Below are 25,425 nucleotides of genomic sequence, written 5' to 3'. Positions count from 1 at the left end.
CTCGACGATGCTCGGGGCGGGCCCCGGTCCCTCCCGGGTGCCCCTAGCCGCGCCGATCCCGATGGCTGAGGCGGTCGCCTCGACGATGCTCGGGGCGGGCCCCGGTCCCTCCCGGGTGCCCCTAGCCGCGCCGATCCCGATGGCTGAGGCGGTCGCCTCGACGATGCTCGGGGCGGGCCCCGGTCCCTCTCCCCTAGTGGTGGTACGGCTCGTTGCGGAGGATGCGGTGGGCGCGGTAGAGCTGCTCCAGGACGACGACCCGGGCGAGCTGGTGGGGCAGCGTCACCGGACCGAAGGAGACGCGCTCGTCGGCGCGGTCGAGGTCCAGGCCGTCGGCGCCGCCGATGACGAAGCACAGGTCGCGGCCGCTCGCGCGACGCTCCTCGAGCCACGTCGCCTGCGCGACGCTGTCGCGCGCCGGCGCCTCGATCGCCAAGAGCACGCAGTGCGCCCGATCCGGGACCCGGCGCGCGACCTGCTCGGCGGTCGCGTCGTCGCGCAGCTCGATCACGTCGAGCTTCACGTAGGGCCGCAGCAGCTTCTCGTAGTGCGCGACGTCGTCGACGAACGGCGGCCGGACGCGGCCGACGGCGATGACCGTGACCCGCACGCTCAGTCCGCGCCGGCGGGCAGCGCGACGACGGGCGCGGCGGGCGGCAGGGCGATCCCGTGCGCGTCCGCGTGGGCGACGGCGGCGCCGATCCGCTCGAGGACGGTCGGGTGGGTGCCGAGCAGATCGTGCAGCAACCGGCCCACCCCGCGCGGGTCCGGATCGCCGACGTTCGTCACCGCGATCCGCTGGAAGAACCCGATCAGCGCCCCCGGATCGCCCGTCCAGCCCAGCGCCTCGGCGTCGGCGCGCCGCTCGATCGCCCGGGACAGGCGGGCCATCTCGGTCGCGGGCAGCAGCCCGGCGGCGGCGCCGGCCAGGAGCACCGCGGGGACCGAGACCGGCAGCGGGTCGCCGCTGCGGGTGCGCCCGGGGGCTCCGGCGCCGTCCGGGGTGAGCAGCTCGGCGAGCGCGGCGGTCGCCGCCGCCGCGGGCGCCGCGACGAGCGCGAGGAAGACGAGGCTGCGCGGCACGTCGCGGTGCACGACGTGGGAGAGCTCGTGGGCGACGACCATCCGCGTCTCCCGGGCGCCGAAGCCCTCGAGCAGCGTGTCCCAGAACACGACCCGCCGCGAGCGGCCGAAGCCGCTGACGTACGCGTTGACCGCGGTCGTGCGACGGCTCGCATCGGAGACGAGCACCGCTCGCAGCCGGACGCCCGCGCGGCCGGCGATCGCGCGCAGGTCGGCGACGAGCTCCTCGTCCTCGACGGGCCGGCTGCGGCTGAAGAGGGGCTCGATGAGCAGCGGGGCGGCGAAGGTCAGCGCCGCGGAGGCGCCCACGCCGACGCCGGCCGCCGGCCGCCACCATCCCGTGGGATCGCGACGCACGAGCGCCACGGTCCCGGCGCCGAGAGCCGCGCCGGCGGCGGCCTCCAGCGCCGCGGCGCGCGCGAGGTCGGTCGCCCAGAGCCGCCAGGTGCCCGTCGCCAGCCCCGCGCGGACCGCCCGGTGTCGCGCCAGCGCCGCGAGCGGCAGCGGCGCCGCACCGGTGGCGAGCAGCGTCGTGGCACCCGCGAGCGCCCCGGCGAGCACCGGATGGCGCTCGGCGACCGACGGCGCGCGCACGGGCGGCGCGGCGTCCTCCCCCGGCGCGACGGTCGTCGCGGGGGCCGCGGGACGCCGGCGGGCCAGCCGCCAGAGCACCGCGAGCTGGAGCGCCGTCTCGCCCGCCCCGAGCAGCGCCTGCGGGCGCCGGTAGCGGCGCACGCGGTGCAGCTGATCGGCGGTGAAGTACGATTCCGCCTCGATCGCGCCCCGTCCGGCGCCGGGCCGAGCACCGCGCGGTGGCGTGGGCACCGGCGAGCGGGGACGCAGCGCGGTCGTCGCGATCCGGGCGGCGGCCACGGTCGCCACGGCGGCGACGAGCGGCCTCTGGGCACGCACCATCCACTTGAGTATGCACGTCGCGGTCCTCTCCGACATCCACGGCAACCGCCACGCGCTCGACGCCGTCCTGGCCGACGTCGACGACCGCGGATGCGAGGAGATCTGGTGCCTCGGCGACATCGTCGGCTACGGCGCCGACCCGAACGGCTGCTGCGCCGCGATCCGCGAGGTCGCCCGGGTCTGCCTCGTCGGCAACCACGACCTCGTCGCGATCGGCGCGCTCTCGAGCGAGCAGTTCAGCCCGGACGCCGCCGCCGCCGCGGCCTGGACGGCCGGCGAGCTGCAGCCGGAGCACCGCGCCTGGCTGGGCGGCCTCGCGCCGGACGGTGCCGCGCACGGGTGCGCGCTGGCTCACGGCAGCCCGCGCCACCCGGTCTGGGAGTACGTCCTGAGCCCCTCGGTGGCCGAGGCGTCGCTGCAGGCCTTCGATGAGCAGATCGCCCTCGTCGGCCACAGCCACGTGGCGCTCTCGTGCGCGAAGGCCGGCCGCGACCCCGTCGAGCTCGAGCAGCGCGCCGACGGCGACGAGCTGCTGATCGGCGCCCGCCGCTGGATCCTGAACCCCGGCAGCGTCGGCCAGCCCCGGGACCAGGACCCGCGCGCCGCCTGGCTGGAGCTCGACCCGTTCGAGGGACGGCTCGCCTGGCGTCGCGTCCCGTACGACGTCGAGGGCGCCGCGCGCGCCATCCGCGACGCTGGGCTGCCCGCCTCGCTGGCGGATCGCCTGCCCCTCGGCCGGTAGCCTCCATCGGATCGCGCGATCCCCCATGCGTCTCCCGTCCACCCGCATCGCCCTGCTGCTCGTGACCGCCTCGGCCCTCGCCGGGTGCGGCCAGTCGTCGGACCTGCTCGACGCCTCGAGCGCCGACGAGCTCAAGCGCGAGCTGCGGACGATCTCCACCGCCGTCGCCGAGCAGCGCTGCGACGACGCGACCGCGGCCGTCTCCGACGGCGCGCGCAAGGTCGAGGACCTGCCGGGCGACGTCGACGAGCAGCTCGTCTCGCACCTGCGCGACGCCTTCTCGCGGCTGCGCTCGACGGTCGAGTCGGAGTGCGCGGAGGCCACGACGACGACCGACACGACGACGACCACCACCGAGACGCCGACCACGACGACGACCGAGCCCGAGCCGACGACGCCCGATCCGAGCACGAGCACCCCGGAGCAGCCCACCGGTCCCGACCCCGGGACCGACCCGGGCGACGGCGACGGGACCGGCGACGGCGACGAGGACGGCTCCGGCGGCGTCGATCCGGGCGCGGTCGACCCGGGCAGCGGCGCGATCCCGCGCGGCATGCAGGAGTGGCGTCAGCGCGGCCGCGAGCAGGAGCGCCGCATGCGCGAGGCGCTCCGCGAGCTGCGCCGCCAGTACCGAGGGCAGCCGTGAGCGGCGATCTCCTCGTGGGCCGCTACGAGCTGGGCGACCGGCTCGGGAGCGGCGGCATGTCGACCGTCCGGCTCGCGTTCGACCGGCGGCTCGAGCGCCACGTCGCGGTGAAGCTCCTCGCCGAGCACCTCGCCGACGACCGGCAGTTCGTCAGCCGCTTCCGGCGCGAGGCGCTGTCCGCCGCGCGGCTCGTCCACAACAACATCGTCCAGGTCTTCGACTTCGGCTTCGACGACGACTCGCACCGCTACTTCATCGTCATGGAGGCGGTTCGCGGCCAGTCCGGGGCCGAGCTCCTGCGCGACCGGGGCTACCTCTCGGTGCCCGAGACGGTGTCGATCGTCGGCCAGGCGGCGCGCGGGCTGGACTACGCCCACCGCAACGGCGTCATCCACCGCGACGTGAAGCCGGGCAACATCCTGCTCTCGGACGACGGCACGGTGAAGATCGCCGACTTCGGGATCGCGAAGGCGATGGCCGAGGAGTCCTCGATCACGCAGATCGGCTCGGTCGTCGGCACCGCGAGCTACCTCGCTCCCGAGCAGGCGACCGGCGGCGAGCTCGGCCCCGCGTCGGACATCTACGCGCTCGGCGTCGTGACGTACCAGATGCTCGCGGCGCGGCTGCCGTACGAGGCGGACTCGCTCGCCGAGCTCGCGCTGAAGCAGCAGCGCGAGGCGCCGCCGCTCCTGGACCAGCTGAACGCCGAGGTGCCGCCGGAGCTCGGCCTCGTCGTCGACCGGGCGCTGAGCCTCGACCCGGGCATGCGCTACGCGAGCGCCGACGCCTACGCCCAGGCCCTCGACGACGGCGCGGCCGGCAACGGCGCCGACCTCGAGGACCGCACCCGCGTCGTGGATCCCGGGACCGGCGCGACCGCGATCGTCGGCCGCGACCAGATCGCCTCGATCGCCCGCGACTTCGACCCGCCCTTCGACGGCGAGGACGAGGACGCCGGCGACCGCACGCTGCTCCAGCCCGGGCCCGGCGGCCGCCGCAGCTCCGGCACCGACGAGCAGCCCGCCGCACCGCGCCGCACCGCCCGCGAGCCGCGGCGAGCGCCGGTCCGCGAGGAGCCGCGGCGAGAGCCCGCCGGCGGGTGGATCGACCCCCGCGCCCAGCAGCAGCCGGCGCGGGCGCCGCGGCAGCGCGGCTGCCTCGGGCGACTCGTCCGCGCCCTGCTCATCGTCGTCCTGCTGGCCGCCATCGTCGGCGGCGCCATCTACTACGTCGTCGGGCAGGAGATCGCGCCGCGGCTGGACCGCGTGGTCGGCGACAACGTCCAGCAGGTCGTCGACGAGTTCAACAAGCTCATCGACGACAACACGAAGTAAGGCCCGGGGCATCCGGAGAGGGTGCCGGGGCCCACCCCGAGCGTCGTCGAGACCCCCGCCCCAGCCACCGGGAACGCACGGCTCGGGGCACCCGGAAGGGGCCGGGGCCCGCCCCGAGCATCGTCGAGACCCCCGCCCCATCCACCGGGAACGCACGGCTCGGGGCACCCGGAAGGGGCCGGGGCCCGCCCCGAGCATCGTCGAGACCCCCGCCCCAGCCACCGGGAACCCACGGCTCGGGGCACCCGGAATGCCTCCCGAGCGTCGCTAGGGCATCGCGCCGCCGCGGATCGCGGCGGCCTCCTCGGCCAGGCGGCCGTCGATGATCGCCTGGCGCAGGCGGGCCATGAGCCGCGCCACGAAGGCGAGGTTGTGCTGGGTCAGCAGCCGCATGCCGAGCAGCTCGCGGTGCTTCGTGAGGTACCGCAGGTAGCCGCGGGTGAAGCCCTGGGCGCAGGCCGGGCACGGGCAGCCCGCGCAGAGCGGCTCGTCGCTGTCGGTCCACCGGGCCTGGGTCAGGTCGACGCGCCAGCGCTGCTCGGGCTCGGGCACGAGCGCCATTCCGTGGCGCCCGATCCGCGTCGGCATCGCGCAGTCGAAGGTGTCGATCCCGACCTCGACGCCCCGGACGAGGTCGTCGATCTCGCCGATGCCGAGCAGGTGGCGCGGCTTGCGCTCGGCCGCCCCGCCGAGACGCGAGGTCGTCCAGTCCACGACCTCGTACATCTGCTCCTTGTGGCTGCCGAGCGAGCCGCCGATCGCGATGGCGTCGGCGCGCGAGGCCGCGACGAGGTCGGCCGCCTCGTGACGAAGGTCCTCGTAGACGCCCCCCTGGACGATGCCGTAGACGAGCTGCCAGCCGGGGGCGTGCCGCTCGTGCCAGGTCAGGCAGCGCTCGAGCCAGCGGTGGGTGCGCTCCGTCGATCGCTGCGTGTACTCGCGGTCGACGTGGAACGGCGTGCACTCGTCGAAGACGACCGCGAGGTCGGTGCCCAGCGCGGCCTGGACCTCCATCGACCGCTCGGGCGAGAGGAACTGCTTCGAGCCGTCGACGTAGGAGCGGAACGCGACGCCCTCCTCCTCGATCCGATCGATCCGGCCGTGGGAGCGGCTGCCGCTGCCCCCGCCGGCACCCGACGCGCCGCGACCCTTGATCTCGTCGGCGACCGTCCCGTGCCCCATCGAGAAGACCTGGAAGCCGCCGGAGTCCGTGATGATCGGCCCGTCCCACGCCATGAAGCGGTGCAGGCCGCCCGCCCGCCGGATGAGCTCGTGGCCCGGCGCGAGCATGAGGTGGAACGTGTTGCCCAGCACGATGTCGTAGCCGAGCGCCGCGACCTCCGCGGGCAGCAGCCCGCGCACCGTCGCCTTCGTCGCCAGCGGCACGAACCCCGGCGTGCGGATCTCGCCGTGCGCGGTGGCGATGACGCCGGCACGCGCGCGCGAAGCCGGGTCGCGGCGCTCGATCCGGAAGGCCTCGCGCGGGCGCTCGGCTGCCGGCCGGGGCGGGGCGTCGAGGCTCGGCGGATCGGAGGTCGGGACGCTCACCGACCCATCGTAGGCGGGTGCTCCGCGCCGCCGCGGCCTCGACGACGCGACGGCGCCCCGCCGGAAGGGTCCGGCGGGGCGCCGCGTCCGTTCGGGTGCGCGCAGGCGGAGGACCGCCCGTCCCGGTGGGCCCCCCGCCCGCCGGGGCACGCACCCGTCGATGTCCCGTCCCACGGGAGGGCGCCGGAGCGGGCGCCCGGGCGCCGTCGCGGACGACGGCTCCCGGAGGCCCGGACGGCCCGCGAGCGGGCCGCCGGCTCCCCGCGGGTGCTCAGCCGCCGGCCAGCGCGGGCTCGCGCTCGTCGACGGGCGCGTCGATGGCCGGGGTCTCGTCGCGGCCGATGCGGATCTCGACCCGGCGGGGCTTCGCCGCCTCCGGCTTCGGGATCCGGACCTCGAGCACGCCGTCGGCGAAGCGCGCCTCGATCGCATCCGCGTCGACGCCCTCGGGCAGGGTGAGCTGCCGTCGGAAGCTCCCGGCGACCCGCTCCGATCGCACGACGCCCCCACGCGGCGCGTCGTGATGGATCTCGCGGCGACCGGCGAGCGTCAGCACGTCGCGCTCGACCTCGATCGTCACGGCGTCCTGGGCGACGCCGGGGAGGTCGGCCACCAGCACGTACTCGCCCTCGCGCTCGACGAGATCGATGGGCGGGATCCACCGCGCGGTCGTGGCCGTCGGAGCGGCGCCCGGCTCGAAGAAGGACGAGAACGCCTGGTTGACCTGCTGCTGGAGCGCGCTGAGCTCGCGGCTCGGGTCCCAACGAACGATCGTCATGTCGTACCTCCGGGTCGGACTGATCTGGTCGATGAGGTCAGTATGAAACCTCAGTCCCTGGATGTCAAGGATCTATGTCCGATGCACTGAGATCTGTCAGGGCACGAGACCGGGCCCGAGCTCCGCGAGCACCCGCGTCCAGATCGCCCCGAGCTGCTCCTGCTCCTCGGCGGAGAGGAGCGAGAGGAACCGGTCGCGAACGGCCTCGAGGTAGTCGGCGCGGGCCGCGGTGACGCGCGAGCGCCCCGCCGCGGTCAGCACGGCGAAGAAGCCGCGCGCGTCGCTCTCGCAGCGCTCCCGGATCACGTGCCCCTCCCGTTCGAGCCGGTCGATGAGGCGCGTGAGCCCGCTGCGACTGAGGATCGCGAGCTCGGCGAGCTCGGCCAGGCGCAAGCGGCCCCCGGGCGCGTCGGAGAGGTGCATCAGGACCTCGTAGGCGCTGAGCTGCAGGCCGTGGTCGCGCAGGAGCTCGGCCTCGAGCTCGCGCGACAGCAGGACGTGCGTCCGCAGCATCCCGCGCCACGCGGCGAGCTCGCGCGCATCGAGCAGGCGCGGGGCCCGGGGCGTGGCGGAAGGGGTCTGGTCGTCGGTCGTCGCGGTCACGTCGGTCCTCGTCGTCGGTCTCACCAGCGTAGCGGTAGTTGCGGTTGCAATCTGATCGACGTGCGCTACGGTGGAGAGGCGAGAAGGTTGATCCAGCAACATCTCGCCGCCCCCGACCGTCCCGAGAGGTTCCGATGCCCACGAAGATCGCCGTCGTCTACTACTCCTCCACCGGCAACGTCCACGAGCTCGCGAAGGCCGTCGCGGCCGGTGCCGAGTCCGAGGGCGCCGAGGTGCGCCTGCGCAAGGTCGCCGAGCTCGCGCCCGACGCCGCCATCGCCGGCAACCCGGCGTGGCAGGCGCACCACGACGCGACGAAGGACGCGCCGGTCGCCACGCCGGAGGACCTCGTGTGGGCCGACGGGTACGCCTTCGGCACGCCGACGCGCTACGGCACCCCCGCCGCGCAGCTCAAGCAGTTCATCGACACGCTCGGTCCGCAGTGGCAGGCCGGCGAGCTGGCGAACAAGGCCGCCACCGCGTTCACCTCCGCGATGAACGTCCACGGCGGCAACGAGTCGACGATCCTCGCCGTCGAGAACGTCTTCCACCACTTCGGCGCCGTGATCGTGCCGCCGGGCTACACCGACCCGTCGATCTTCGCCTTCGGAGGCAACCCGTACGGCGCCTCGCTGCCGACGGGCGGCCTCGGCGAGGACGGCATCCCGGGCGGCGCCCTCGACGTGGCGCGCTATCAGGGCGCCCGCCTGGCGAAGGTCGCCGGGCTCCTCACCCCCTTGCGCGGCTGAGGTCGCGCCGGGCGGCCGCACCCCACCGGGCGGCCGCCCGTGCATCCTCCTCCTCCGCGCGGCACGGCCCAGGGCGCCGGGACAGCGCCGGGACCGTGGCGACGCCCCCGGCGGCGCCTCTGGGACGGGAACGCCGCCGGGTGGCTCGCGCCCGGCCGATCGCTCAGCGATGCAGCGTCGGCCGGAACACACGGTCCTGCACTTGGCCGTCGAAGGTCCGGCTCACGAGTCGGGCTCAGCCCTCGGCGATCATGCTCTGCCCGCCCATCGCGGCGGGCTGCACGATCCCGAGGAGGTCGAGCACCGTCGGCGCGACGTCGGCCAGGATCCCCTCCTCGCGCAGGGCCAGGCCCTCGCGCGTCACGACGAACGGCACCGGGTTCAGCGAGTGCGCGGTGTTCGGGGAGCCGTCCGGCTCGAGCATGTGGTCCGCGTTGCCGTGGTCGGCGGTGACGATCGCCACGCCGCCGCTCTCCTCCACGACCGCCAGGACGTCGGCGAGGCACCCGTCGACGTGCTCGATGGCGGCGACCGCGGCCGGGATCGAGCCGGTGTGGCCGACCATGTCCGGGTTCGCGAAGTTGATGATCCCGAAGGTCGGGCCGTGCTCCCGCCAGAGCCGCACGAACGCGTCGGCGGCGTCCCGCGCCGACATCTCCGGCTTCAGGTCGTAGGTCGGCACGTCGCGCGGGCTCGGGACGACGTCCCGGAACTCGTCGCGGTGCTCCTCCTCGATCCCGCCGTTGAAGAAGTACGTCACGTGCGGGTACTTCTCGGTCTCCGCGACGTGGATCTGCGCCCCGCCGGTGGCCTCGACGACGTCGGCGAGCGTCACGTCCGGGTTCCGCGGCGGGAAGGCGATCGGGTACGGCCACTCGGCCTTGTACTGCGTCATGCAGACGTAGTTCGCCGGCTGGACGGCCGGCAGCGCCGGGTCGACGGGCGGGCGACCCGCGGGCGCCGCGGCCTGGCGGTCCACCTCGACGAAGCCGGGCTCGGCGAGCGCGCGCGTGATCTCGCGCACGCGGTCCGGACGGAAGTTGAAGACGAGCACGACGTCCTCGGGCCCGATCGTCGCGGGGGCTCCGACCGTCGTGGCCGCGATGAACTCGTCCGTCTCGTCGCGCGCGTACGCCGCGCGGGCCGCCTCGGCGGCGGTCTCGGCGTGGTGCGGGGCCTCGCCGTGGACGAGCAGGTCGTAGGCCTGCTGCACGCGCTCCCAGCGCTGGTCGCGATCCATCGCGAAGTAGCGCCCGACGACCGAGCCGATCCGGACCGACGTGGTGGCCGTCGACGCGGCCGCGCACCAGCCCTCGACCGTCTCGAGGTAGCCGGCGCCGGAGGTCGGCAGCGTGTCGCGCCCGTCGGTGAACGCGTGGACGACGACGTCCGGCACCCCCGCGGCGGCGGCCGCGTCGACGAGCGCCTTCAGGTGCTCCATCGACGAGTGCACGCCGCCGTCGGACACGAGCCCGACGAGGTGCAGGCGCCGCGGCCGCAGCTCGACGCCCGCGTCCTCCGCATCGAGGTCGCCGGCGACCGTCGCGCGCTGCCCGGCAGCGACGAGGAACGCGTCGCGGATCGCGTCGACGTCGCGGATCGAGCCGTCGGCGACGGCGTCGTCGATCCGCGCGAGGTCCTGCTTGACGACCGTGCCGGCGCCGAGGTTCAGGTGCCCGACCTCGCTGTTGCCCATCTGCCCCTCCGGCAGCCCGACGGCCGGACCGCAGGCGATGAGCTGGGCGTGCGGGTAGCGGTCCCAGATCCGGTCGAACGTCGGCGTGCGCGCGAGGCTCACCGCGTTGCCGGGGCCGGCCGGCGCGAGCCCGAAGCCGTCGAGGATGACGAGGCAGACGCCGGGTGCCCAGTCCTCGCGGGTGATGCCGATCGCGGCGGTCAGGCCCTGGCCCAGCGATCCGGGCTCCGGCGGGACGACCCCGTCGTCGGGGAGCGCGACCGCGTCGGGGGACGTGCCCTCCGGCACGACCTCGACGGGGATGCCCTCGGACCGCTCGTCGTCGCCCCGCGGGCTCATGCGCGGGCGCCCTCGACGATCCCGGCGAAGGACTGCGGCTCGAGCGCGGCGCCGCCGACGAGCGCGCCGTCGACGTCGGGGAGCGCGAGCAGCTCGGCGGCGTTGTCCGGCTTCACCGAGCCGCCGTACTGGATCCGGACCTGCTCGGCGGCGCCGGCGTCGCGGCCCGCCACGAGCGAGCGGACGAACGCGCACGCCTCCTGCGCCTGGTCCGGCGTGGCGACCTTGCCGGTCCCGATCGCCCAGATCGGCTCGTACGCGATGGTGATCCTCGCGAGGTCCGCGGCGTCGACGTCGGCGATCGCCTCCTCGACCTGGCCGCGGAGGACCTGCTCCATCTCGCCGCCGTCGCGCTGCGCCTCGGTCTCCCCGACGCAGAGGATCGGCTCGAGGCCGGCAGCGAGGATCGCCGGCAGCTTCTTGCTCAGGTCCGCGTCGGTCTCGCCGAAGTACTGGCGGCGCTCGGAGTGCCCGATGACGACGCCGGCGACCTCGAGCTCGTCGAGCATCGGGATCGAGACCTCGCCGGTGTAGGCGCCCTGCTCGGCCCAGTGGACGTTCTGGGCGTAGACCTGGACCGCGGAGCCGCGCGTGGACTCGACGACCGCCTGGATCGCCGGGAACGGCACGCAGACGCCGACCTGGACGTCGTCGACGGCGCCGACGAGCGGCAGCAGGCCGCTGACGAAGGCCTCCGCCTCGGCGATCGTCTTGTGCATCTTCCAGTTGCCGGCGACGAAGGGCGTGCGGGACATCAGGGCTCCGGGGCTTCGGGGAGGTTCAGGTGACGTTTCGGGAGCGGCGGGCGGCCGCGATCCGGATGTCGCCACCCGGATCATCCCGCTCGCGGCGCGCGAGCGGGAGGGACGCGCCGCGGTCGGGCGGGACGACCGCCCGATCGCGGCGCTCGGGATCAAGCGCGCAGGACCTCGACGCCCGGCAGCGCCTTGCCCTCGATGAGCTCCAGCGACGCGCCGCCGCCGGTCGAGAGGTGGGTGACCTGGTCGCCGAGGCCGAACTGCTGCAGCGCGGCGGCGCTGTCGCCGCCGCCGACGACGGTCGTCGCCTCGGTGTCGGCGACGGCCTGGGCGACGGCCTTCGTGCCCGGCGCGAACGTCGCCAGCTCGAAGGCGCCCATCGGGCCGTTCCAGAAGACGGAGCCGGCGCCGAGGATCTCCTGGCGGTAGGCCTCGGCGGTCTTCGGGCCGACGTCGAGGCCCATCCAGCCCTCGGGCGTGTCCACGCCGTCGACGTCCCGCTGCTCGGTGTCGGCGGAGAACTCGCGACCGACGGAGAGGTCGACCGGCAGCAGCAGGCGGCAGCCCTTGAGCTCGGCGTCGCGCAGCGCGCGGGACGCGGGCTCGACGCCCGCCTCCTCGCAGAGCGAGCTGCCGACCTCGTGGCCCTGCGCCTTGAAGAACGGGAACGCCATCGCGCCGCCGATGAGGATCGTGTCGGCGCGCTCGAGGAACGCGTCGATGACCCCGATCTTGTCGGTGACCTTCGCGCCGCCGACGATCGCCACCAGGGGACGACCCGGATTGGCCAGGATCCCCTCGAGCGTCTCGACCTCGCCCTGGAGGAGCAGGCCGGCGGCGGCCTGCTCGACCTCGTGGGCGACGCCCTCGGTCGAGGCGTGCGCGCGGTGCGCGGCGCCGAAGGCGTCGTTCACGAAGACCCCGTCGGCGAGCGCGGCGTACCCCCGGGCGAGCTCGGGGTCGTTCTTCGTCTCGCCCGCCTCGTAGCGCACGTTCTCGAGCATGAGGATCCGCTTGCCCTCGACCCCCGGCTCGAGCGCCGCGGCGGCGGCCGTCACGGCGTCGCCCACGACCGCCGGAGCGAGCGTCACGGTCTCGCCGAGCAGCTGCTGCAGGCGCGCGGCGACCGGGGCGAGCGAGAGGGCCGGATCGACGCCCTTCGGCCGGCCGAGGTGGGCGGCGAGCACGAGCGCCGCGCCGTCGGCGAGCAGCCGCTGGATCGTCGGGACGGCCGCCCGGATCCGCGTGTCGTCGGTGATGATCTCGTCCGGCGCCGGCGAGTCGGCCGGGGCCGGTCCGGCGAGCGGGACGTTGAAGTCGACCCGGACGAAGACGCGCTTCCCGCCGACCTGCAGGTCGTCGAGCGTGCGGATCGCGGCCGGCGTGGTCGAGGCGTCGGAGCTCATGGGCGGTCCTGTCGTGCGGAGTGGGGCGTCGGTGTCCGGCGGAACGGGACGGGACCGCGCAGCTGCGCGGTCCCGGCGTGCGGCCGCCGCCGGGCGGCCGCGTGGGCGACGGCGGCCGCGGAGGCCGCCGTCGTCGCGTGCGTGGGTCCTAGAGGATCTTGCCGACGAGGTCGACGACGCGGTTCGAGTAGCCCCACTCGTTGTCGTACCAGGAGACGACCTTCACGAGCGTGCCGTCGATGACCGACGTGAGCTTCGAGTCGAAGATCGAGCTGTGCGGGTCCGTGACGATGTCGGAGGAGACGATCGGGTCCTCGGTGTAGGCGAGGATGCCCTGCATCGGGCCCTCCGCGGCGGCCTTCACCGCGGCGTTGAGCTCCTCGACCGAGGTCTCGCGCTCGGCGACGAGCGTCAGGTCGACGACCGAGCCGGTCGGCACGGGGGCGCGGACGGCCATGCCGCTGAGCTTGCCGTTGAGCTCCGGCAGGACGAGGCCGACGGCCTTCGCGGCACCGGTCGAGGCCGGGACGAGGTTCGTCGCGGCGGCGCGGGCGCGACGCAGGTCGCTGTGCGGCGCGTCGAGCAGGCGCTGGTCGCCGGTGTAGGCGTGGATCGTCGTCATCAGGCCGTGCTTGATGCCGACGGCGTCGTTGATCGCCTTGGCGAACGGCGCGAGGCAGTTCGTCGTGCAGGAGGCGTTCGAGACGACGTGGTGCTTCGACGCGTCGTACTGGTCGAAGTTCACGCCGAGCACGACGGTGATGTCCTCGCCGGAGGCGGGCGCGGAGATGATGACCTTCTTCACCGAGCCCTTGAGGTGCTTCTCGGCGTCGGGGCGCTTCGTGAAGAAGCCGGTCGACTCGATGACGACGTCGACGTCCAGCGACGACCAGTCGATGTCGGCGGGGTCGCGCTCGGCGAAGACCTTGATCGGCGAGCCATCGACGACGATCGAGTCGCCGTCGACCTCGACGGTGCCCGGGAAGCGGCCCAGGATCGAGTCGTACTTGACGAGGTGGGCGAGCGTGCCGGGATCGGTCAGGTCGTTGACCGCCACGAACTCGATGTCCGCCCCCGCGGCCTTGGCGGCGCGGAAGACGTTGCGGCCGATCCGGCCGAAGCCGTTGATGCCGACGCGTACGGGCATGGAACCGTCCTTGGGATCCGAGTCAGGTCGAGGGCGTCCGGGCCCACTCCGACCGGACCTGACGGCCGACGCGGGCGACCAGGCGGAGGCTATAGGAGCGGGCCTCCCCCACGCCGTGCGCCGGGCCTCCGGCGCGTGGCGCGTGGCCGCTCGTCACTCGCCGGTGCGCGTGCGGTGCAGCTGGGCGTAGATCTCGCGCGCGATCTTCCCCGGCAGCCCCGGCGTCGCCTCGAGCTCCTCGCGACTGGCGCCGACGATCCGGTCCGGCGAGCCGAAGTGGGCCAGCAGCGCCTTCTTGCGCGCCGGTCCGACGCCGGTCAGGTCGTCGAGCACCGACCCGGTCATCCGACGGTCGCGGCGGCCGCGGTGGTGGGTGATCGCGAACCGGTGGGCCTCGTCGCGGACGCGCTGCAGGAGCTGGAGCGCCGGGGTGTCGTGGCCGAGGACGATCGGGTCCGGCCGCCCGGGCAGGAAGACCTCCTCGATCCGCTTGGCGAGCGAGACGACCGCCACCCCGCGCTCGAGGAACGGCTCGAGCGCGGCGAGGCCGGCGGAGAGCTGGCCCTTGCCGCCGTCGATCACGATGAGGTCCGGCAGGCTCGCGAACGACGCGTCGCGACCGGGCTCGTGGACGGGCTTCTCCTGCTGACGGGTCCACTGCGAGAGCCGCCGGCGCAGGACCTCGTTCATCGAGCGGAAGTCGTCGGGCTGGTCGTCCTCGAGGTCCCGGATGACGAACCGGCGGTAGTGGTCGTTCGCCGGGGCGCCGCCCTCGAGCACCACCATCGACGCGACGGTCTCCGTGCCCATGAGGTGCGAGATGTCGTAGCACTCGACCCGCATCGGCATCCGCTCGAGGCCGAGGATCCGCTGCAGGTCGCCGAGCGCCTCGACCCGCTGCTCGCGCTGGCGCTCGGCCTTCAGGCGCTCCTGGCCGAGCGCGAGCTCCGCGTTGCGCCGCGCCATGTCGAGCAGCCGGCGACGCCCGCCGCGCTGCGGCTTGAGGACCTCGACGCGGGCGCCGCGCAGCTCGCGCAGCGCGCCGGCGAGCCCGGCGACGTCCGCCTCGTCGAGCTCGTCGGGCACGAGCACGGTCGGCGGGATCGTCGTGGCGCCGTAGTAGCGCAGCAGGAACTGCTCGACGACCTCGGGGACCTCCCCCGAGACGCCGGAGAGGTAGAAGGAGTGGCGGTCGGTGAGCGAGCCGTCGCGGACCTGGAAGACCTGCGCGTTGGCGTCGTCGCCCTCGACCGTGACGGCGATCGCGTCGAGCGTGCCGATGCTCTCGCCGCTGACGCGCTGGCGCTCCAGGAGCGACCGCACCGCCTGCAGCCGGTCGCGCTCGCGGGCCGCGCGCTCGTACTCCTGCGCCGCCGCGGCGTCGTGCATCCGCGCCTCGATCTCCTCCTCGATCTCGCGGTAGCGGCCGGAGAGGAACGACATGACGCCGTCGATCGCGTCGCGGTACTCCTCGCGCGTCACGTAGCCGACGCAGGGCGCGGTGCAGCGGTCGATGTGGAAGTCCAGGCACGGCGAGCCGGAGCGCCGGCCGGGCTCGCGGCCCTCGCAGGTGCGGAACTGGAACAGCCGCCCGAGCAGGTCGAGGGTGTGGCGCACGCGCTTGGCGTTCGAGTACGGCCCGAAGTAGCGCCGGCCGGCCTTGTGCTTCTCGCGCGTGAGGTAGACCCGCGGGTAGTCCTCGTCGAGCGTGACGCAGACGTAGGGGTAGGACTTGTCGTCGCGCAGCCGGATGTTGAACTCCGGCTGGTACTGCTTGATGAAGCGGTTCTCGACGAGCAGCGCCTCCGTCTCGCTCGAGACGAGCACGAAGTCGATGCTGTCGGCGACGTCGACCATCTCGACCGCGCCGCGCGTGACCGGGTTGACGAAGTGGCTCGCGACGCGCTTCTTGATCGATCGCGCCTTGCCGACGTAGATCACGCGGCCCTCCCGGTCCCGGAAGAGGTAGACGCCCGGCCCGTCGGGCAGCGCGCGTCGCTGCTCGGCGAACCGCTCGCGGCGGGCGTCGGAGGTCGACCGGGCCATCCGATCGAGGATAGGGCGCGACGGCGACGGGCCCGCCGCGGCCGAGCGAGGGCCGCCGCGCGCGGCGCGATGTCGACACCGGTTCGGCGCGCGACCGCCACCGTCGGGGGCTGGAGCCGACACGGGCCGGACGGCGACGCTGGCGTCCATGCCGCTCCCCCACCCCACGCGCGGGCAGGCGTCGGTCGAGCTCGTCGCGACGCTCCCGGTGCTCGGGCTGCTCGTGCTCTCGATGCTCCAGGCCGCGTTCGCCGGGTACGCGGCCTGGTCGGCCACGACGGCGGCCCGCGCCGGCGCGCGCGCGGCCGCCGTCGGCAAGGACCCCGTCGTCGCCGTTCGGCGGGCCGCGCCCCTCGGGGGCGCGGCCGCGCGCGTGGTCCGTCGCGAGGACGCCGTCGTCGTGGCGCTGCCGATCCCCCGCGTGCTGCCGGTCGACCTCGGCCGCGTCACCGGTCGCGCGCACCTGGAGCCCCAGCGATGACCGCGCCGCGCGCGCGTCGGGCCCGGGCCGGGCAGCGTGGTCAGGCGAGCGTCGAGGTCGTCGCGCTCGCCCCGCTCGTGCTCGTCGTCGCGACCGCCATCGTCGTCGCCCTCCAGGCCCGGCGGGCCGGCGAGGCCGCCGGCGTCGCGGCGCACGCGGCCGGGATCGCGCGGATCGCCGGGCGCGATCCGGTGGCGGCGGCGCGCGGCGCCGTCCCCGCGGTGCCCCGCGACCGGCTGCGGGTCCGGGTGACGGGATCGCGCATCACCGTCCGCGTGCGCGCCGCCGGCCCCCGGGTGCTCGTCGGCCGCTTCGACGCGGAGCGCACGGTCGACGCCCGTCGGGCCGAGGAGGGCCGATGACCGTGCGGCGCCTCTTCCTGCGGCCGGGCGACGCGCGCGACGCGGTGCCGCCCGCCCGCACCGACGGTCCCTCGCGCGACCGCGCGCTCCCGGAGGCCGCCGACCCCGAGCGGTCGACGCTCACCCTCGTCCTCGCGCGACCGGACCGCGCCGCGCTCGCCGGCGCGCAGGCCGCCGCGGCCCGCGGCGCCGAGATCGTGGCGTGCTGGACGGGCGCCGACCCCGGGACGACGTCCCCCGAGACGCGCGTCGCCGCCGCGGGGGCGCGCCGCGCCGCCCGCGCGGCCGCGGCGTGCGGCGTCGAGGTCACCGCGCGCGGGCGTCTCGCCCACGTCGCCCTGCCGGGCGACGACGCCCAGGCCGTGGCGGCGATCGCCCGCCTCCGCGACGTGGGCGTCGGCCTCGTCGTCGTGCTGGCCGGACCGTGGGGCGCGCCGTTCGTCCCGCTGCTCGAGCAGCGCCGCGAGGTCCTCGTGGACGGGTCCGACGCCGCCCGCCGTGCCTGTCGCGCGGCGATGGCGCGGCACGCGATCGACGTCCGGCCGCTGCCGGGCGCGGCCGGACCGGTCTCGCGCGCGCTGCTGCGCGGCGGGTGGACGGCACGCGCCTGCGTCGGCGCGGACGAGGGCGAGGCCGGCCAGGCGCTGCCGCTGCTCGTCTCGGGCCTGCTGGTCGTGCTGCTCGTCGTCGGCGCGCTCGGCGGGGTCGCCGCCGCGATGGGCTCGCGGGAGGACCGCCAGCGCACGGTCGACCTGGCGGCGCTCGCCGCCGCCGACCGCATGCGCGCCGACTGGCCGGATCGCGCCGGGGTACCCGCCCGGCTGAGTCCCGACGCGTACCGGCGCCGGGCGGTCGCGGCCGCCGCCGCCACCGCGGCCCGCAACGGCCTCGACGACGTCCGCGTCGACTTCCCGGACGCCGGCGACGCCGCCACGGACGGCGGCCCGCTCGTCGTGCGCGTCCGCGCCGGCGGGCGCACGCTCGTGCACGGCGTGTCCTTCGACCGCTCCGTCAGCGCGACCGCCGAGCTGACGCCGCCCGCTCCGACGCTCGAGGAGGCCGCGGCCGGCGCGGAGTACGACGGCGCGCTCGCCCGCCGCGACGGCCAGCCGATGCGGCCCGACGTCGCCCAGGCCTACGACCGGCTCGCCCGCGCGGCCTCCCGCGACGGCGTCCCGCTGACGGTCGTCAGCGGCTTCCGCTCCAACGCCGAGCAGGCGCGCCTGTTCGCGGCCAACCCCAACCCGCGGATGGTCGCCCCGCCCGGCCGCAGCAACCACCGGCTCGGGATCGCGCTCGACCTCGGACCGGCCGCCTCGTACGGCTGGCTCGCTGCGAACGCGCCGCGGTTCGGCTTCGTCAAGCCGATGGCCTGGGAACCGTGGCACTGGGAGCTCCGGCGGGCGGTGGGGAGCACCGTCGAGACGCGCGGCCCCGGCGCCCGTCCGCGACCCGCATCCGCCGGGGCCCTGCCCGGGTGGGTGCCGGCCGCGTACCGCGACGCGCTCCGCGCGGCGAGCATCCGCCACCAGGTCTCGGCGGCGCTCCTCGCCGCGCAGCTGCGCCAGGAGTCGGGGTTCGACCCGCGCGCGGTCTCGCCGGCGGGCGCGCGGGGCATCGCGCAGTTCATGCCCGCGACCGCGCGCGCGATGGGGCTGCGCGACCCGTTCGATCCGGAGCGGGCGATCGACGCCCAGGCGCGGCTCATGCGCGGGCTGCTGCGCCGATTCGGCTCCGTCCAGCTCGCCCTGGCGGCGTACAACGCCGGCGAGGGCGCCGTCGGACGCTGCAACTGCATCCCGCCCTACCGCGAGACCCAGCACTACGTCGCGGTCATCGTCGCGATGATGCGCGGCCACGACCCGACCGGCGGCTTCGCCGACGCGCTCGCGATCCGGCTCATCGCGTGACCCGGGCTCGACGCGCGGCGACCGACGATCGGACGCGCGGCGCGGACCCGGGTCGCACCGGGGAGCGCGGATCAGACCTCGCGCCAGCGCTGGAACACGGCGTAGAGCATCGCCGCGGCGGACACCAGCAGGACGATGAAGAGCGCCGTGCCGGCCCCGTCGCTGATCATGCCGTCGCGGGCCGCGAAGGCGACGACGATCATCGCGATCGACGCGTAGAGCAGCAGGCGGTGCGAGTCCCCCAGCAGCTCGATCCGCCCCCGGCCCTCGCGGTAGAGCCGGACGCCGAGCAGGACGATCGCGGCCATGATGAGCGTCGAGAGCGCCGTGGAGATCGTCTCGCCGGTCGTGCCGCCGCCGGGGACCGCCCAGACGGCGGTCGCCAGGAGCAGGACGATGACGACGGTGCGGGCGCCACGGGTCACCGGCACAGCCTACGACCCGCGGGGCTACGACGCAGCGGTCTGCAGGGCCTCGTCGGCGTCCACCGGGACGTCGACGGGACGGAGCTCGCGCTGCGGCTCGGCGACCGGGAGGTCCTCCGGCTCCGGGGCGAACCGGTAGCCGACGCCGAAGTGCGTGTGGATGTAGCGCCAGCCCGGCGAGGCCTTGTCGAGCTTCTGCCGGAGCTTCCGCACGAAGACGTCGACCGAACGGTCGCCTCGGGCCATCGCGTAGCCCCAGACGCGCTGGTAGATCTCCTCGCGCTCCAGGACGCGGCCCTCGGCCGCGGCGAGGAGGTCGATGAGCTCGAACTCGCGCTTCGTCAGCTCGGCGGACTGGCCGGCGACGAAGACCTGGAACTGGTCGTTGCGGATCTCGAGCTCGCCGGAGACGCGCGGGCCCTGCTTCGCGGCCGGCTCGGCGCGGCGACGGCGCCGCACGACGGCCTCGATCCGCGCCATGAGCTCCTCCGGGTGGCACGGCTTGCCGACCCAGTCGTCGGCGCCGAGCCGCAGACCGCGGACGCGCTGGGCGACGCTGGACTGCCCGGTGCAGACGAGGATCCCGAGGCCCGGCATCCGGGTGGCGACCTTCTCGACGTACTCCCAGCACTGCGGGCCGAGGACGGCGACGTCCACGACGAGCGCGCTGAGGCGCATCGCGACGAGATCCTCCACCGGCACGGGGCTCGCGAGCACGCGGCGCTGCCAGCCCGCTCGCTCGAACCGCTTGCCGAGGACCTGGAGGAAGCCGCTGTCGGTGTCGATGACGGCGACGCGCATGACGCCGCCACCGGCAGGTGCGGTGGCCGAAGCGGAGGTTGGCTCCTGCATCGACAGCCAGTGTAGACGCCGGCCGGACGATTCCTCCACCGCGGCGCCAACGGTCACAGCCTGTTCACAACCCGTCGGCGGGCGGCTCGCCCGGCGTGCTGCCGGGCGGGGCGTCGTTGCCGCTCACCGCGCGACGGCGGACCTCGCCGCGCTCGCCGAACTCCGGGAAGAGCCCCTCGACGACGAACGCGACCTGCTCGCCGATGTCCACGGCGTTGTCGCCGATCCGCTCGAACGCGCGGGCCACCATCGTCATCGTCATGAGCCACTCGCGCGTGTCGAGGTCGTCCCCGAGCTCGATCGCGAGCCGGAAGACCTCGCGGTTCAGCGCGTTGAGCTCCTGGTCGCGCCGGACGATGTCGTGGGCGAGCTCCACGTCGCGCAGCTCGAGCGCCTGCCGGCACTGGACGACCTCGTCCCGCGCGAGGACGCCCATCCGCAGGATCGGCTTGAGCACCTCGTCCCGCCGCGGCGGGTCGTTGCCCGTCAGGGGGATGAGCTTCGCGATGTTCACGCACTGGTCGCCCATCCGCTCGAAGTGCTTGGCGACGTGCATGAGGCTCGCGATGAGCCGCAGGTCGCCGGCGACGGGCGCCTGGAGCGCGAAGAGCGACAGGGCGCCCTGGTTCACCTCGAGGTAGCGGCCGTCGACCCGGTCGTCGTCGGCGATGACGAACGTCCCGAGCTCGACGTCCTGGTGCTCCAGCGCCTCGGTCACCCGCTCGACCTGGCGCACGACGAGGTCCAGCGCGCCCAGGCACGCGGCCTCGAGCTGCTGGAGCTCCTGACGGTACTGCGATCGCGTGGTCGCCACGTGGCTCACCCTAGTCCGTTCCCGGTCGCGGACCGGGGACCGCGACGCGCCTCGTCGTGCCGGTCCACCGGCGGTGGCCCGGGGCGCGCCCGGGCCCCGGCCGCACGGCCGGACCGCGGCTCACGAGAACTTGCCGGAGACGTACTCCTCCGTGCGGGGGTCCTCGGGGTTCGTGAAGATCTTGTCCGTCGGGCCCGCCTCGACGAGGTCGCCGAGGTACATGAACGCCGTGCGGTCGCCCACGCGGGCGGCCTGCTGCATGTTGTGGGTCACGAGGACGATCGTGAACTCCTGCTTGAGCTCCTGGATGAGCTCCTCGACCTTCAGCGTCGCGATCGGATCGAGCGCCGAGCAGGGCTCGTCCATGAGGATCACGTCGGGCTTGATCGCGATCGTGCGCGCGATGCAGAGCCGCTGCTGCTGGCCGCCCGAGAGGCCGACGCCCGGGGCGTCGAGGCGGTCCTTGACCTCGTCCCAGAGGCCGGCCCCGCGCAGCGCCCACTCGACCCGCTCGTCGTGGTCGACGTCCTTGATCTTGTTGAACCGCAGCCCGGCCGCGACGTTCTCGCGGATCGACATCGTCGGGAACGGGTTCGGCCGCTGGAAGACCATGCCGATCATCCGGCGGATCGCCACCACGTCCGTGCCCGCGGCGTTGATGTCGACGCCGTCGAGGAGGATCTCGCCCTCGACGCGCGCGCCCGGGATCTCCTCGTGCATGCGGTTGATCGAGCGCAACAGCGTCGACTTGCCGCAGCCCGACGGGCCGATCATCGCGGTGACCTCGTTGGCGCGGTACTCGAGGTCCACGCCCTTCACCGCCATCGCGTCACCGTAGAACGACTTGACGCCCTTCAGCGTGACCGTGTGGCCCGTGCCCGTGGTCGGGGCCGCGGCGGGCGTCGCCGCGCCCGAGTCGAGCGGACGCAGCGGCGTCGGCGCGTCGCTCACGGCCTCCTCCAGGTCGCGGATGGCGGCGTTGTCGGGGTTCGGGGAGGTCATGCGATGCGGCTCCTGCGCTGGGCGAGGCGGGCGATGAGGCTGAGGAGGAGGATCAGCACGACGAGGGTGAGCGCAGCGCCCCACGCCCGGTCGTGCTGGGCCGACGAGGACGCGGTCACGTCGGCGTAGATCTGGGCCGGCAGCGTGTTGAGCGGGCCGTTCGGATCCCCGGCGAGCGCGGTGGCGACGCCGGCGGTGAAGATGATCGGGGCCGTCTCGCCGGCCGCGCGGGCGATCGCCAGCAGCGAGCCCGTCACGAGGCCCGGCGCCGCGGTCGGCAGGACGATCCGGAGGATGACCTTCCAGCGCGGCACGCCGAGGGCGAGGGCCGCCTCGCGCAGCTGCTGGGGCACGAGCCGCAGCACCGGCAGGGCGGAGTTGATGACGATCGGCAGCATCAGCAAGCCGAGGGCGACCGCGGCCTTCCAGCCGGCGAACGGGACGCCGCCGACCTGGCTCACGACGAGCGTGATGTAGACGAAGAGGCCGAACACCACCGACGGGACGCCGGTCATGACGTCGACGAGGTAGCGGACGAAGTTCCCGAACCGCGTGCCCTCGCCGTACTCGACGAGGTACACCGCGACCGCGATGCCCACCGGGACGACGACGGCCGCGGCGATGCCGACGACCTCGAGCGTGCCGAGGATCGCCGAGCGGATGCCGCCCAGGTCGGCCGATGCGCCGGAGCTCGACGCCGCCCCGCCGAGGAACCGCTCGGCGTTGCTCACGGCGCCCGCGGCGCCCGTCGGGTCGGTCGTGAAGAAGTCCCAGCTCAGGGCCCCGCCCCCGCGGACGACGAGGAAGCCGAGCAGCAGCGCCAGCGGCAGGAGCGCGATCGCCGTGAGGACGCCGATCGTGCCGCGGGCCGCCTTGTCGACGCGCTGGCGCGCCTCGAGCGACGTCGCCAGCTCGATCCGCGGGAGGAGCTGCCGGCGACGGCGGACCTTCGGCAGCTCGCCGGCCGCGATCGCCTCCGTCGCGCGCTTCGCGTCGCGCTCGGCCCGCTGCAGGCGGGTCTCCGAGCGCGTGATGTACGCGCGGGCGATCGCGTTGATGACGAGCGTCACGGCGAAGAGCAGCAGGCCGGCGCCGATGAGCGCGGCGCGGTGCTCCGGATCGGCCGTGGCCTCCTGGAACTCGAGGGCGATGACCGACGCGAGCGTCGAGCCCTGCGAGAAGATCGACTCGCCGACGCCGGAGGTCGCGCCCCCGATGAGGATCGCGACGGCGATCGTCTCGCCCAGCGCGCGGCCGAGGCCGAGCATCGAGCCGCCGACGATGCCCGCCCGCGAGTACGGCAGGACGGCGGTGCGGATCATCTCCCAGCGCGTGGCGCCGAGGGCGAGGGCCGCCTCCTTGTGGTCCTGCGGCACCGTCGCCATGACCTCGCGCGAGATCGCGGAGACGATCGGGATGATCATGATCGCCAGGATCAGGCCGGTGACGAAGTAGTTCGCCGCCGAGACCTCGCCGCCGACGAACGGCAGGAACGAGAAGGTGTCCGAGAACCACTGCTCGGCCGGCTCGATCTTCGGCGCGAGGAAGAGGAAGCCCCAGAGGCCGTAGACCACCGAGGGGACGGCGGCGAGGAGCTCGAGCAGCCCCGAGATCCAGCTGCGCCACCGGGCCGGTGCGAGCTCGGTCACGAAGAGCGCCGTGGCGACCGCGACCGGGACGCCGATGACGAGCGCCACGGCCGAGGTGATGAGCGTGCCGGCGACCAGGGCGCCGGCGCCGAAGGTCTCCTGCGAGGGGAGCCAGTCGACCTTGAAGATGAAGTCGGTGAAGCCGTACGCCGAGAAGACCGGCTCGGACTCCGAGGCGAGCTTGATGAGGAAGTACGCGAGCAGGACGAAGATCAGTCCCGCGAGGCCCGTCAGGGCGCGCTTGACCCACGGGTCCAGCCAGGAGCCCGTCTTCTGGCGTGCGAGCGTGGCGCGCAGGCGGCTGGAGGCGTCGGAGGTGGGAACGGTGGCGGATTCCATCGGCAGCGTGGGTCGGGGTGCGGCGGGCCGGGAGCGACGCCTCGACCCCCGCGCGCCGGGGCGCGCGGGGGTCGGCGAACGTCACGTCGGGGCGATCAGCCCGCGATCGGTGCTCCGTTGCACTCGAGGGAGTCGACGGCGGCCTTCGCCTTGGCGAGGACGCCGGCGGGCAGCGGCGCGTAGGCGAGCTGCTTGGCCTCCTCCTGGCCGTCCGTCAGGCCGTACGTGAGGAAGTTCTTCACGTCCTTGGCCACGGCCTCGGTCTTGCCCGCCTTGCAGAGGTCCTTCGGGACGATCACGAACGTCGCCGACGCGTCGGGGTACGTCTGGTCGCCCGGGGCGTTGCCGATCGCGAAGCGCAGGTCCGCCGGGACCTCGACGCCGTCGCCCGCGGCCGAGACCGACTCGAGCGTCGGCTCGATGTAGTTGCCGGCCGAGTTCTTCAGGCTCGCGTAGTTGAAGTTGTTCTGCAGCGCGTAGGCCTGCTCGACGTAGCCGATGCCGCCCTCGGTCTGCTTGACCGCGGCCGCGACGCCGTCGTTGCCCTTCGCGCCGGTGCCCGTCGGCCACTTGACCGACTTGTCGACGCCCGGGCCGTCCTCCCACTCCTTGGAGTAGGCGCCGAGGTAGGACAGGAACGCCTTCGTGGTGCCCGACTCGTCGGACCGGTGCACGACCTTGATCGGCTCGTCCGGCAGCGTCACGCCGTCGTTCTGGCCGGCGATCGCCGGGTCGTTCCAGCGCTTGACCTTGCCGAGGTAGATGTCGGCGAGGGTCTCGCCGTCGAGCTTCAGGCCCGTCTCGATGCCCTTGACGTTGTAGGCGGCCACGACGGCGCCGAAGAACGTCGGGACGTGGACGACCTCGCCGGCCTTGCCCTTCTCGGCCGCGGCGAGCTCCTCGTCGTCCATGGCGGAGTCGGAGCCGCCGAAGTCGAGGGTGCCGTCGGTGACGCCCGCGATGCCGGCGCCGGAGCCCGTGCCGGCGTAGTTGAACGTCAGGCCGCTGCCCTTGAGCTTCGCGCCCCAGGTGTCGTAGACGGGCTTGGCGAACGTCGAGCCACCGGCGTTGACCGCACCGGAGAAGCTCAGGTCGGCGGACGCCGTGGTGGACGCGCCGTTCGAGCCGGTCGAGGCCGAGTCGTTGGAATCGTCGTCGGAGCCGCAGGCGGCGACTCCCAGGGCGAGGACGGCAGAGGCGCCGATCGCGGTGAACGTACGAATGCGCACGCGGTCTCCTTGGTGTTCTCGTTCGAGGGTTCGTGAACGGCGGCCAGCGTGTCAGTGCCTGGCCACCATCCTGTTACTCGGGTGTGGACTCGGTGTGAAAGCGCTGTGAACGGCGCCCGGAATCGCCCGTGGAGCGGGGCCTGGGAGCCCATCGGTCGACGCGCCGCTCAGACGGCCGGCTCGGGCGCGAAGCGGTACCCGAAGCCGACGTGGGTGTGGATGAACGTCCAGCCCGGCGAGGCGGCCTCGAGCTTCTGCCGCAGCTTGTGGACGTAGACGTCGATCGAGCGGTCGCCGCGTCGCAGCGACCCGCCCCAGACGGTGGAGAAGAGCTCCTCGCGGGCGATCACGTGGCCCGCGCGCCGCGCCAGCGCGGTGAGGAGCGAGAACTCGCGGACGGACAGCGCCACCGCGCGGTCGCCCACCATCGCCATGCCCTCCCGGGGACGGATCTCGACGTGCGCCACGCGGAGCGGCAGGCCGTCGGACGCCTCGGGCAGGTCGGTCGCACGAGTGGCCGTCGTCATCGGTCACGAGTGTCCGGGGGCCCGCGCCGGGTCGGGTTACCGGTC

Annotated in this window: 24 protein-coding genes; 7 read left to right on the top strand and 17 right to left on the bottom strand. The window is 74.5% G+C overall.

Annotated elements, in window-relative coordinates; genetic code table 11:
* Nucleotides 1-193 precede the first annotated feature (193 nt).
* Together SK069_RS17905 and SK069_RS17900 are read right to left on the bottom strand one after the other, a co-directional pair.
* On the bottom strand, nucleotides 194-610 hold the full coding sequence (locus SK069_RS17905; RefSeq protein WP_319955627.1) for a 23S rRNA (pseudouridine(1915)-N(3))-methyltransferase RlmH: 417 nt from the start codon (nucleotides 608-610) through the stop codon (nucleotides 194-196).
* A gap of 2 nt (nucleotides 611-612) precedes the next feature.
* On the bottom strand, nucleotides 613-1,998 hold the full coding sequence (locus SK069_RS17900) for a M48 family metalloprotease (protein WP_319955626.1): 1,386 nt from the start codon (nucleotides 1,996-1,998) through the stop codon (nucleotides 613-615).
* 10 nt (nucleotides 1,999-2,008) lie between these two features.
* Here SK069_RS17900 and SK069_RS17895 point away from each other — a divergent pair, with 10 nt between their 5' ends.
* From SK069_RS17895 to SK069_RS17885, 3 genes are read left to right on the top strand one after another with little or no spacing between them, the layout of a single operon-like run.
* Nucleotides 2,009-2,740, top strand: a complete 732-nt coding sequence (locus SK069_RS17895; protein WP_319955625.1) for a metallophosphoesterase family protein — start codon at nucleotides 2,009-2,011, stop codon at nucleotides 2,738-2,740.
* A 25-nt stretch (nucleotides 2,741-2,765) separates the two neighbouring features.
* Nucleotides 2,766-3,386, top strand: a complete 621-nt coding sequence (locus SK069_RS17890) for a lipoprotein (protein WP_319955624.1) — start codon at nucleotides 2,766-2,768, stop codon at nucleotides 3,384-3,386.
* The gene (locus tag SK069_RS17885) at nucleotides 3,383-4,720 is read left to right on the top strand and encodes a protein kinase domain-containing protein (RefSeq protein WP_319955623.1); all 1,338 of its coding nucleotides are present in this window, start codon (nucleotides 3,383-3,385) and stop codon (nucleotides 4,718-4,720) included. The genes SK069_RS17890 and SK069_RS17885 overlap by 4 nt, the downstream gene beginning before the upstream one ends.
* A gap of 267 nt (nucleotides 4,721-4,987) precedes the next feature.
* Here the strand turns inward: SK069_RS17885 and tgt are convergent, their stop codons facing one another.
* The 3 genes from tgt to SK069_RS17870 all read right to left on the bottom strand — a co-directional run bounded on the left by tgt (nucleotide 4,988) and on the right by SK069_RS17870 (nucleotide 7,649).
* Nucleotides 4,988-6,268, bottom strand: coding sequence for a tRNA guanosine(34) transglycosylase Tgt (tgt, locus tag SK069_RS17880; RefSeq protein ID WP_319955622.1), 1,281 nt, complete (start codon nucleotides 6,266-6,268; stop codon nucleotides 4,988-4,990).
* 271 nt (nucleotides 6,269-6,539) lie between these two features.
* Complete coding sequence (locus tag SK069_RS17875; RefSeq protein WP_319955621.1) at nucleotides 6,540-7,046, bottom strand: Hsp20/alpha crystallin family protein; 507 nt, start codon at nucleotides 7,044-7,046, stop codon at nucleotides 6,540-6,542.
* Nucleotides 7,047-7,142: 96 nt separating this feature from the next.
* Nucleotides 7,143-7,649 carry a MarR family winged helix-turn-helix transcriptional regulator gene (locus SK069_RS17870; protein ID WP_319955620.1) on the bottom strand — a complete coding sequence of 169 codons (507 nt, stop codon included), beginning with the start codon at nucleotides 7,647-7,649 and terminating at the stop codon, nucleotides 7,143-7,145.
* A gap of 134 nt (nucleotides 7,650-7,783) precedes the next feature.
* On the opposite strand from SK069_RS17870, the gene wrbA reads away from it, so the two are divergent.
* Nucleotides 7,784-8,398 (top strand): NAD(P)H:quinone oxidoreductase, encoded by a 615-nt coding sequence (gene wrbA / locus SK069_RS17865; RefSeq protein WP_319955619.1) that lies wholly within the window; start codon nucleotides 7,784-7,786, stop codon nucleotides 8,396-8,398.
* A gap of 235 nt (nucleotides 8,399-8,633) precedes the next feature.
* Here the strand turns inward: wrbA and gpmI are convergent, their stop codons facing one another.
* From gpmI to uvrC, 5 genes are all read right to left on the bottom strand, one after another.
* Nucleotides 8,634-10,433, bottom strand: coding sequence for a 2,3-bisphosphoglycerate-independent phosphoglycerate mutase (gene gpmI / locus SK069_RS17860; protein ID WP_319955618.1), 1,800 nt, complete (start codon nucleotides 10,431-10,433; stop codon nucleotides 8,634-8,636).
* Nucleotides 10,430-11,188, bottom strand: coding sequence for a triose-phosphate isomerase (tpiA, locus tag SK069_RS17855; protein WP_319955617.1), 759 nt, complete (start codon nucleotides 11,186-11,188; stop codon nucleotides 10,430-10,432). Before tpiA ends, gpmI begins: the two co-directional genes overlap by 4 nt.
* 158 nt (nucleotides 11,189-11,346) lie before the next feature.
* The gene (locus tag SK069_RS17850; protein WP_319955616.1) at nucleotides 11,347-12,597 is read right to left on the bottom strand and encodes a phosphoglycerate kinase; all 1,251 of its coding nucleotides are present in this window, start codon (nucleotides 12,595-12,597) and stop codon (nucleotides 11,347-11,349) included.
* Nucleotides 12,598-12,745: 148 nt separating this feature from the next.
* Complete coding sequence (gene gap, locus SK069_RS17845; RefSeq protein WP_319955615.1) at nucleotides 12,746-13,744, bottom strand: type I glyceraldehyde-3-phosphate dehydrogenase; 999 nt, start codon at nucleotides 13,742-13,744, stop codon at nucleotides 12,746-12,748.
* 153 nt (nucleotides 13,745-13,897) lie between these two features.
* Nucleotides 13,898-15,790 (bottom strand): excinuclease ABC subunit UvrC, encoded by a 1,893-nt coding sequence (uvrC, locus tag SK069_RS17840; RefSeq protein ID WP_319955614.1) that lies wholly within the window; start codon nucleotides 15,788-15,790, stop codon nucleotides 13,898-13,900.
* Between the two features lie 148 nt (nucleotides 15,791-15,938).
* On the opposite strand from uvrC, the gene SK069_RS17835 reads away from it, so the two are divergent.
* Genes SK069_RS17835 through SK069_RS17825 form a run of 3 tightly spaced genes read left to right on the top strand, consistent with a single transcriptional unit; the run spans nucleotide 15,939 to nucleotide 18,543 of the window.
* On the top strand, nucleotides 15,939-16,271 hold the full coding sequence (locus SK069_RS17835) for a TadE/TadG family type IV pilus assembly protein (protein ID WP_319955613.1): 333 nt from the start codon (nucleotides 15,939-15,941) through the stop codon (nucleotides 16,269-16,271).
* Complete coding sequence (locus SK069_RS17830; protein ID WP_319955612.1) at nucleotides 16,268-16,633, top strand: hypothetical protein; 366 nt, start codon at nucleotides 16,268-16,270, stop codon at nucleotides 16,631-16,633. The genes SK069_RS17835 and SK069_RS17830 overlap by 4 nt, the downstream gene beginning before the upstream one ends.
* Nucleotides 16,630-18,543, top strand: coding sequence for a lytic transglycosylase domain-containing protein (locus SK069_RS17825; RefSeq protein ID WP_319955611.1), 1,914 nt, complete (start codon nucleotides 16,630-16,632; stop codon nucleotides 18,541-18,543). Before SK069_RS17830 ends, SK069_RS17825 begins: the two co-directional genes overlap by 4 nt.
* A 71-nt stretch (nucleotides 18,544-18,614) precedes the next feature.
* Here the strand turns inward: SK069_RS17825 and SK069_RS17820 are convergent, their stop codons facing one another.
* The 7 genes from SK069_RS17820 to SK069_RS17790 form a co-directional block, all read right to left on the bottom strand.
* Nucleotides 18,615-18,968, bottom strand: a complete 354-nt coding sequence (locus SK069_RS17820; RefSeq protein ID WP_319955610.1) for a hypothetical protein — start codon at nucleotides 18,966-18,968, stop codon at nucleotides 18,615-18,617.
* 24 nt (nucleotides 18,969-18,992) lie between these two features.
* Nucleotides 18,993-19,820 carry a response regulator transcription factor gene (locus tag SK069_RS17815; RefSeq protein WP_319955609.1) on the bottom strand — a complete coding sequence of 276 codons (828 nt, stop codon included), beginning with the start codon at nucleotides 19,818-19,820 and terminating at the stop codon, nucleotides 18,993-18,995.
* Between the two features lie 64 nt (nucleotides 19,821-19,884).
* Nucleotides 19,885-20,634: a phosphate signaling complex protein PhoU gene (gene phoU, locus SK069_RS17810; protein WP_319955608.1), complete on the bottom strand. Its 750-nt coding sequence runs from the start codon at nucleotides 20,632-20,634 to the stop codon at nucleotides 19,885-19,887.
* Nucleotides 20,635-20,754: 120 nt separating this feature from the next.
* Entirely contained in the window at nucleotides 20,755-21,636 is an 882-nt protein-coding gene (pstB, locus tag SK069_RS17805; RefSeq protein ID WP_319955607.1) for a phosphate ABC transporter ATP-binding protein PstB, read from the bottom strand.
* The gene (pstC, locus tag SK069_RS17800; protein ID WP_319955606.1) at nucleotides 21,633-23,624 is read right to left on the bottom strand and encodes a phosphate ABC transporter permease subunit PstC; all 1,992 of its coding nucleotides are present in this window, start codon (nucleotides 23,622-23,624) and stop codon (nucleotides 21,633-21,635) included. Before pstC ends, pstB begins: the two co-directional genes overlap by 4 nt.
* A gap of 95 nt (nucleotides 23,625-23,719) precedes the next feature.
* On the bottom strand, nucleotides 23,720-24,853 hold the full coding sequence (pstS, locus tag SK069_RS17795) for a phosphate ABC transporter substrate-binding protein PstS (protein WP_319955605.1): 1,134 nt from the start codon (nucleotides 24,851-24,853) through the stop codon (nucleotides 23,720-23,722).
* A gap of 167 nt (nucleotides 24,854-25,020) precedes the next feature.
* Nucleotides 25,021-25,380: a winged helix-turn-helix domain-containing protein gene (locus tag SK069_RS17790; RefSeq protein ID WP_319955604.1), complete on the bottom strand. Its 360-nt coding sequence runs from the start codon at nucleotides 25,378-25,380 to the stop codon at nucleotides 25,021-25,023.
* Between the last annotated feature and the right edge of the window lie 45 nt (nucleotides 25,381-25,425).

The sequence above is a fragment of the Patulibacter brassicae genome, assembly GCF_033949425.1.
Taxonomy (GTDB): domain Bacteria; phylum Actinomycetota; class Thermoleophilia; order Solirubrobacterales; family Solirubrobacteraceae; genus Patulibacter; species Patulibacter brassicae.
This window is presented reverse-complemented; position numbering and strand designations above follow the sequence as displayed.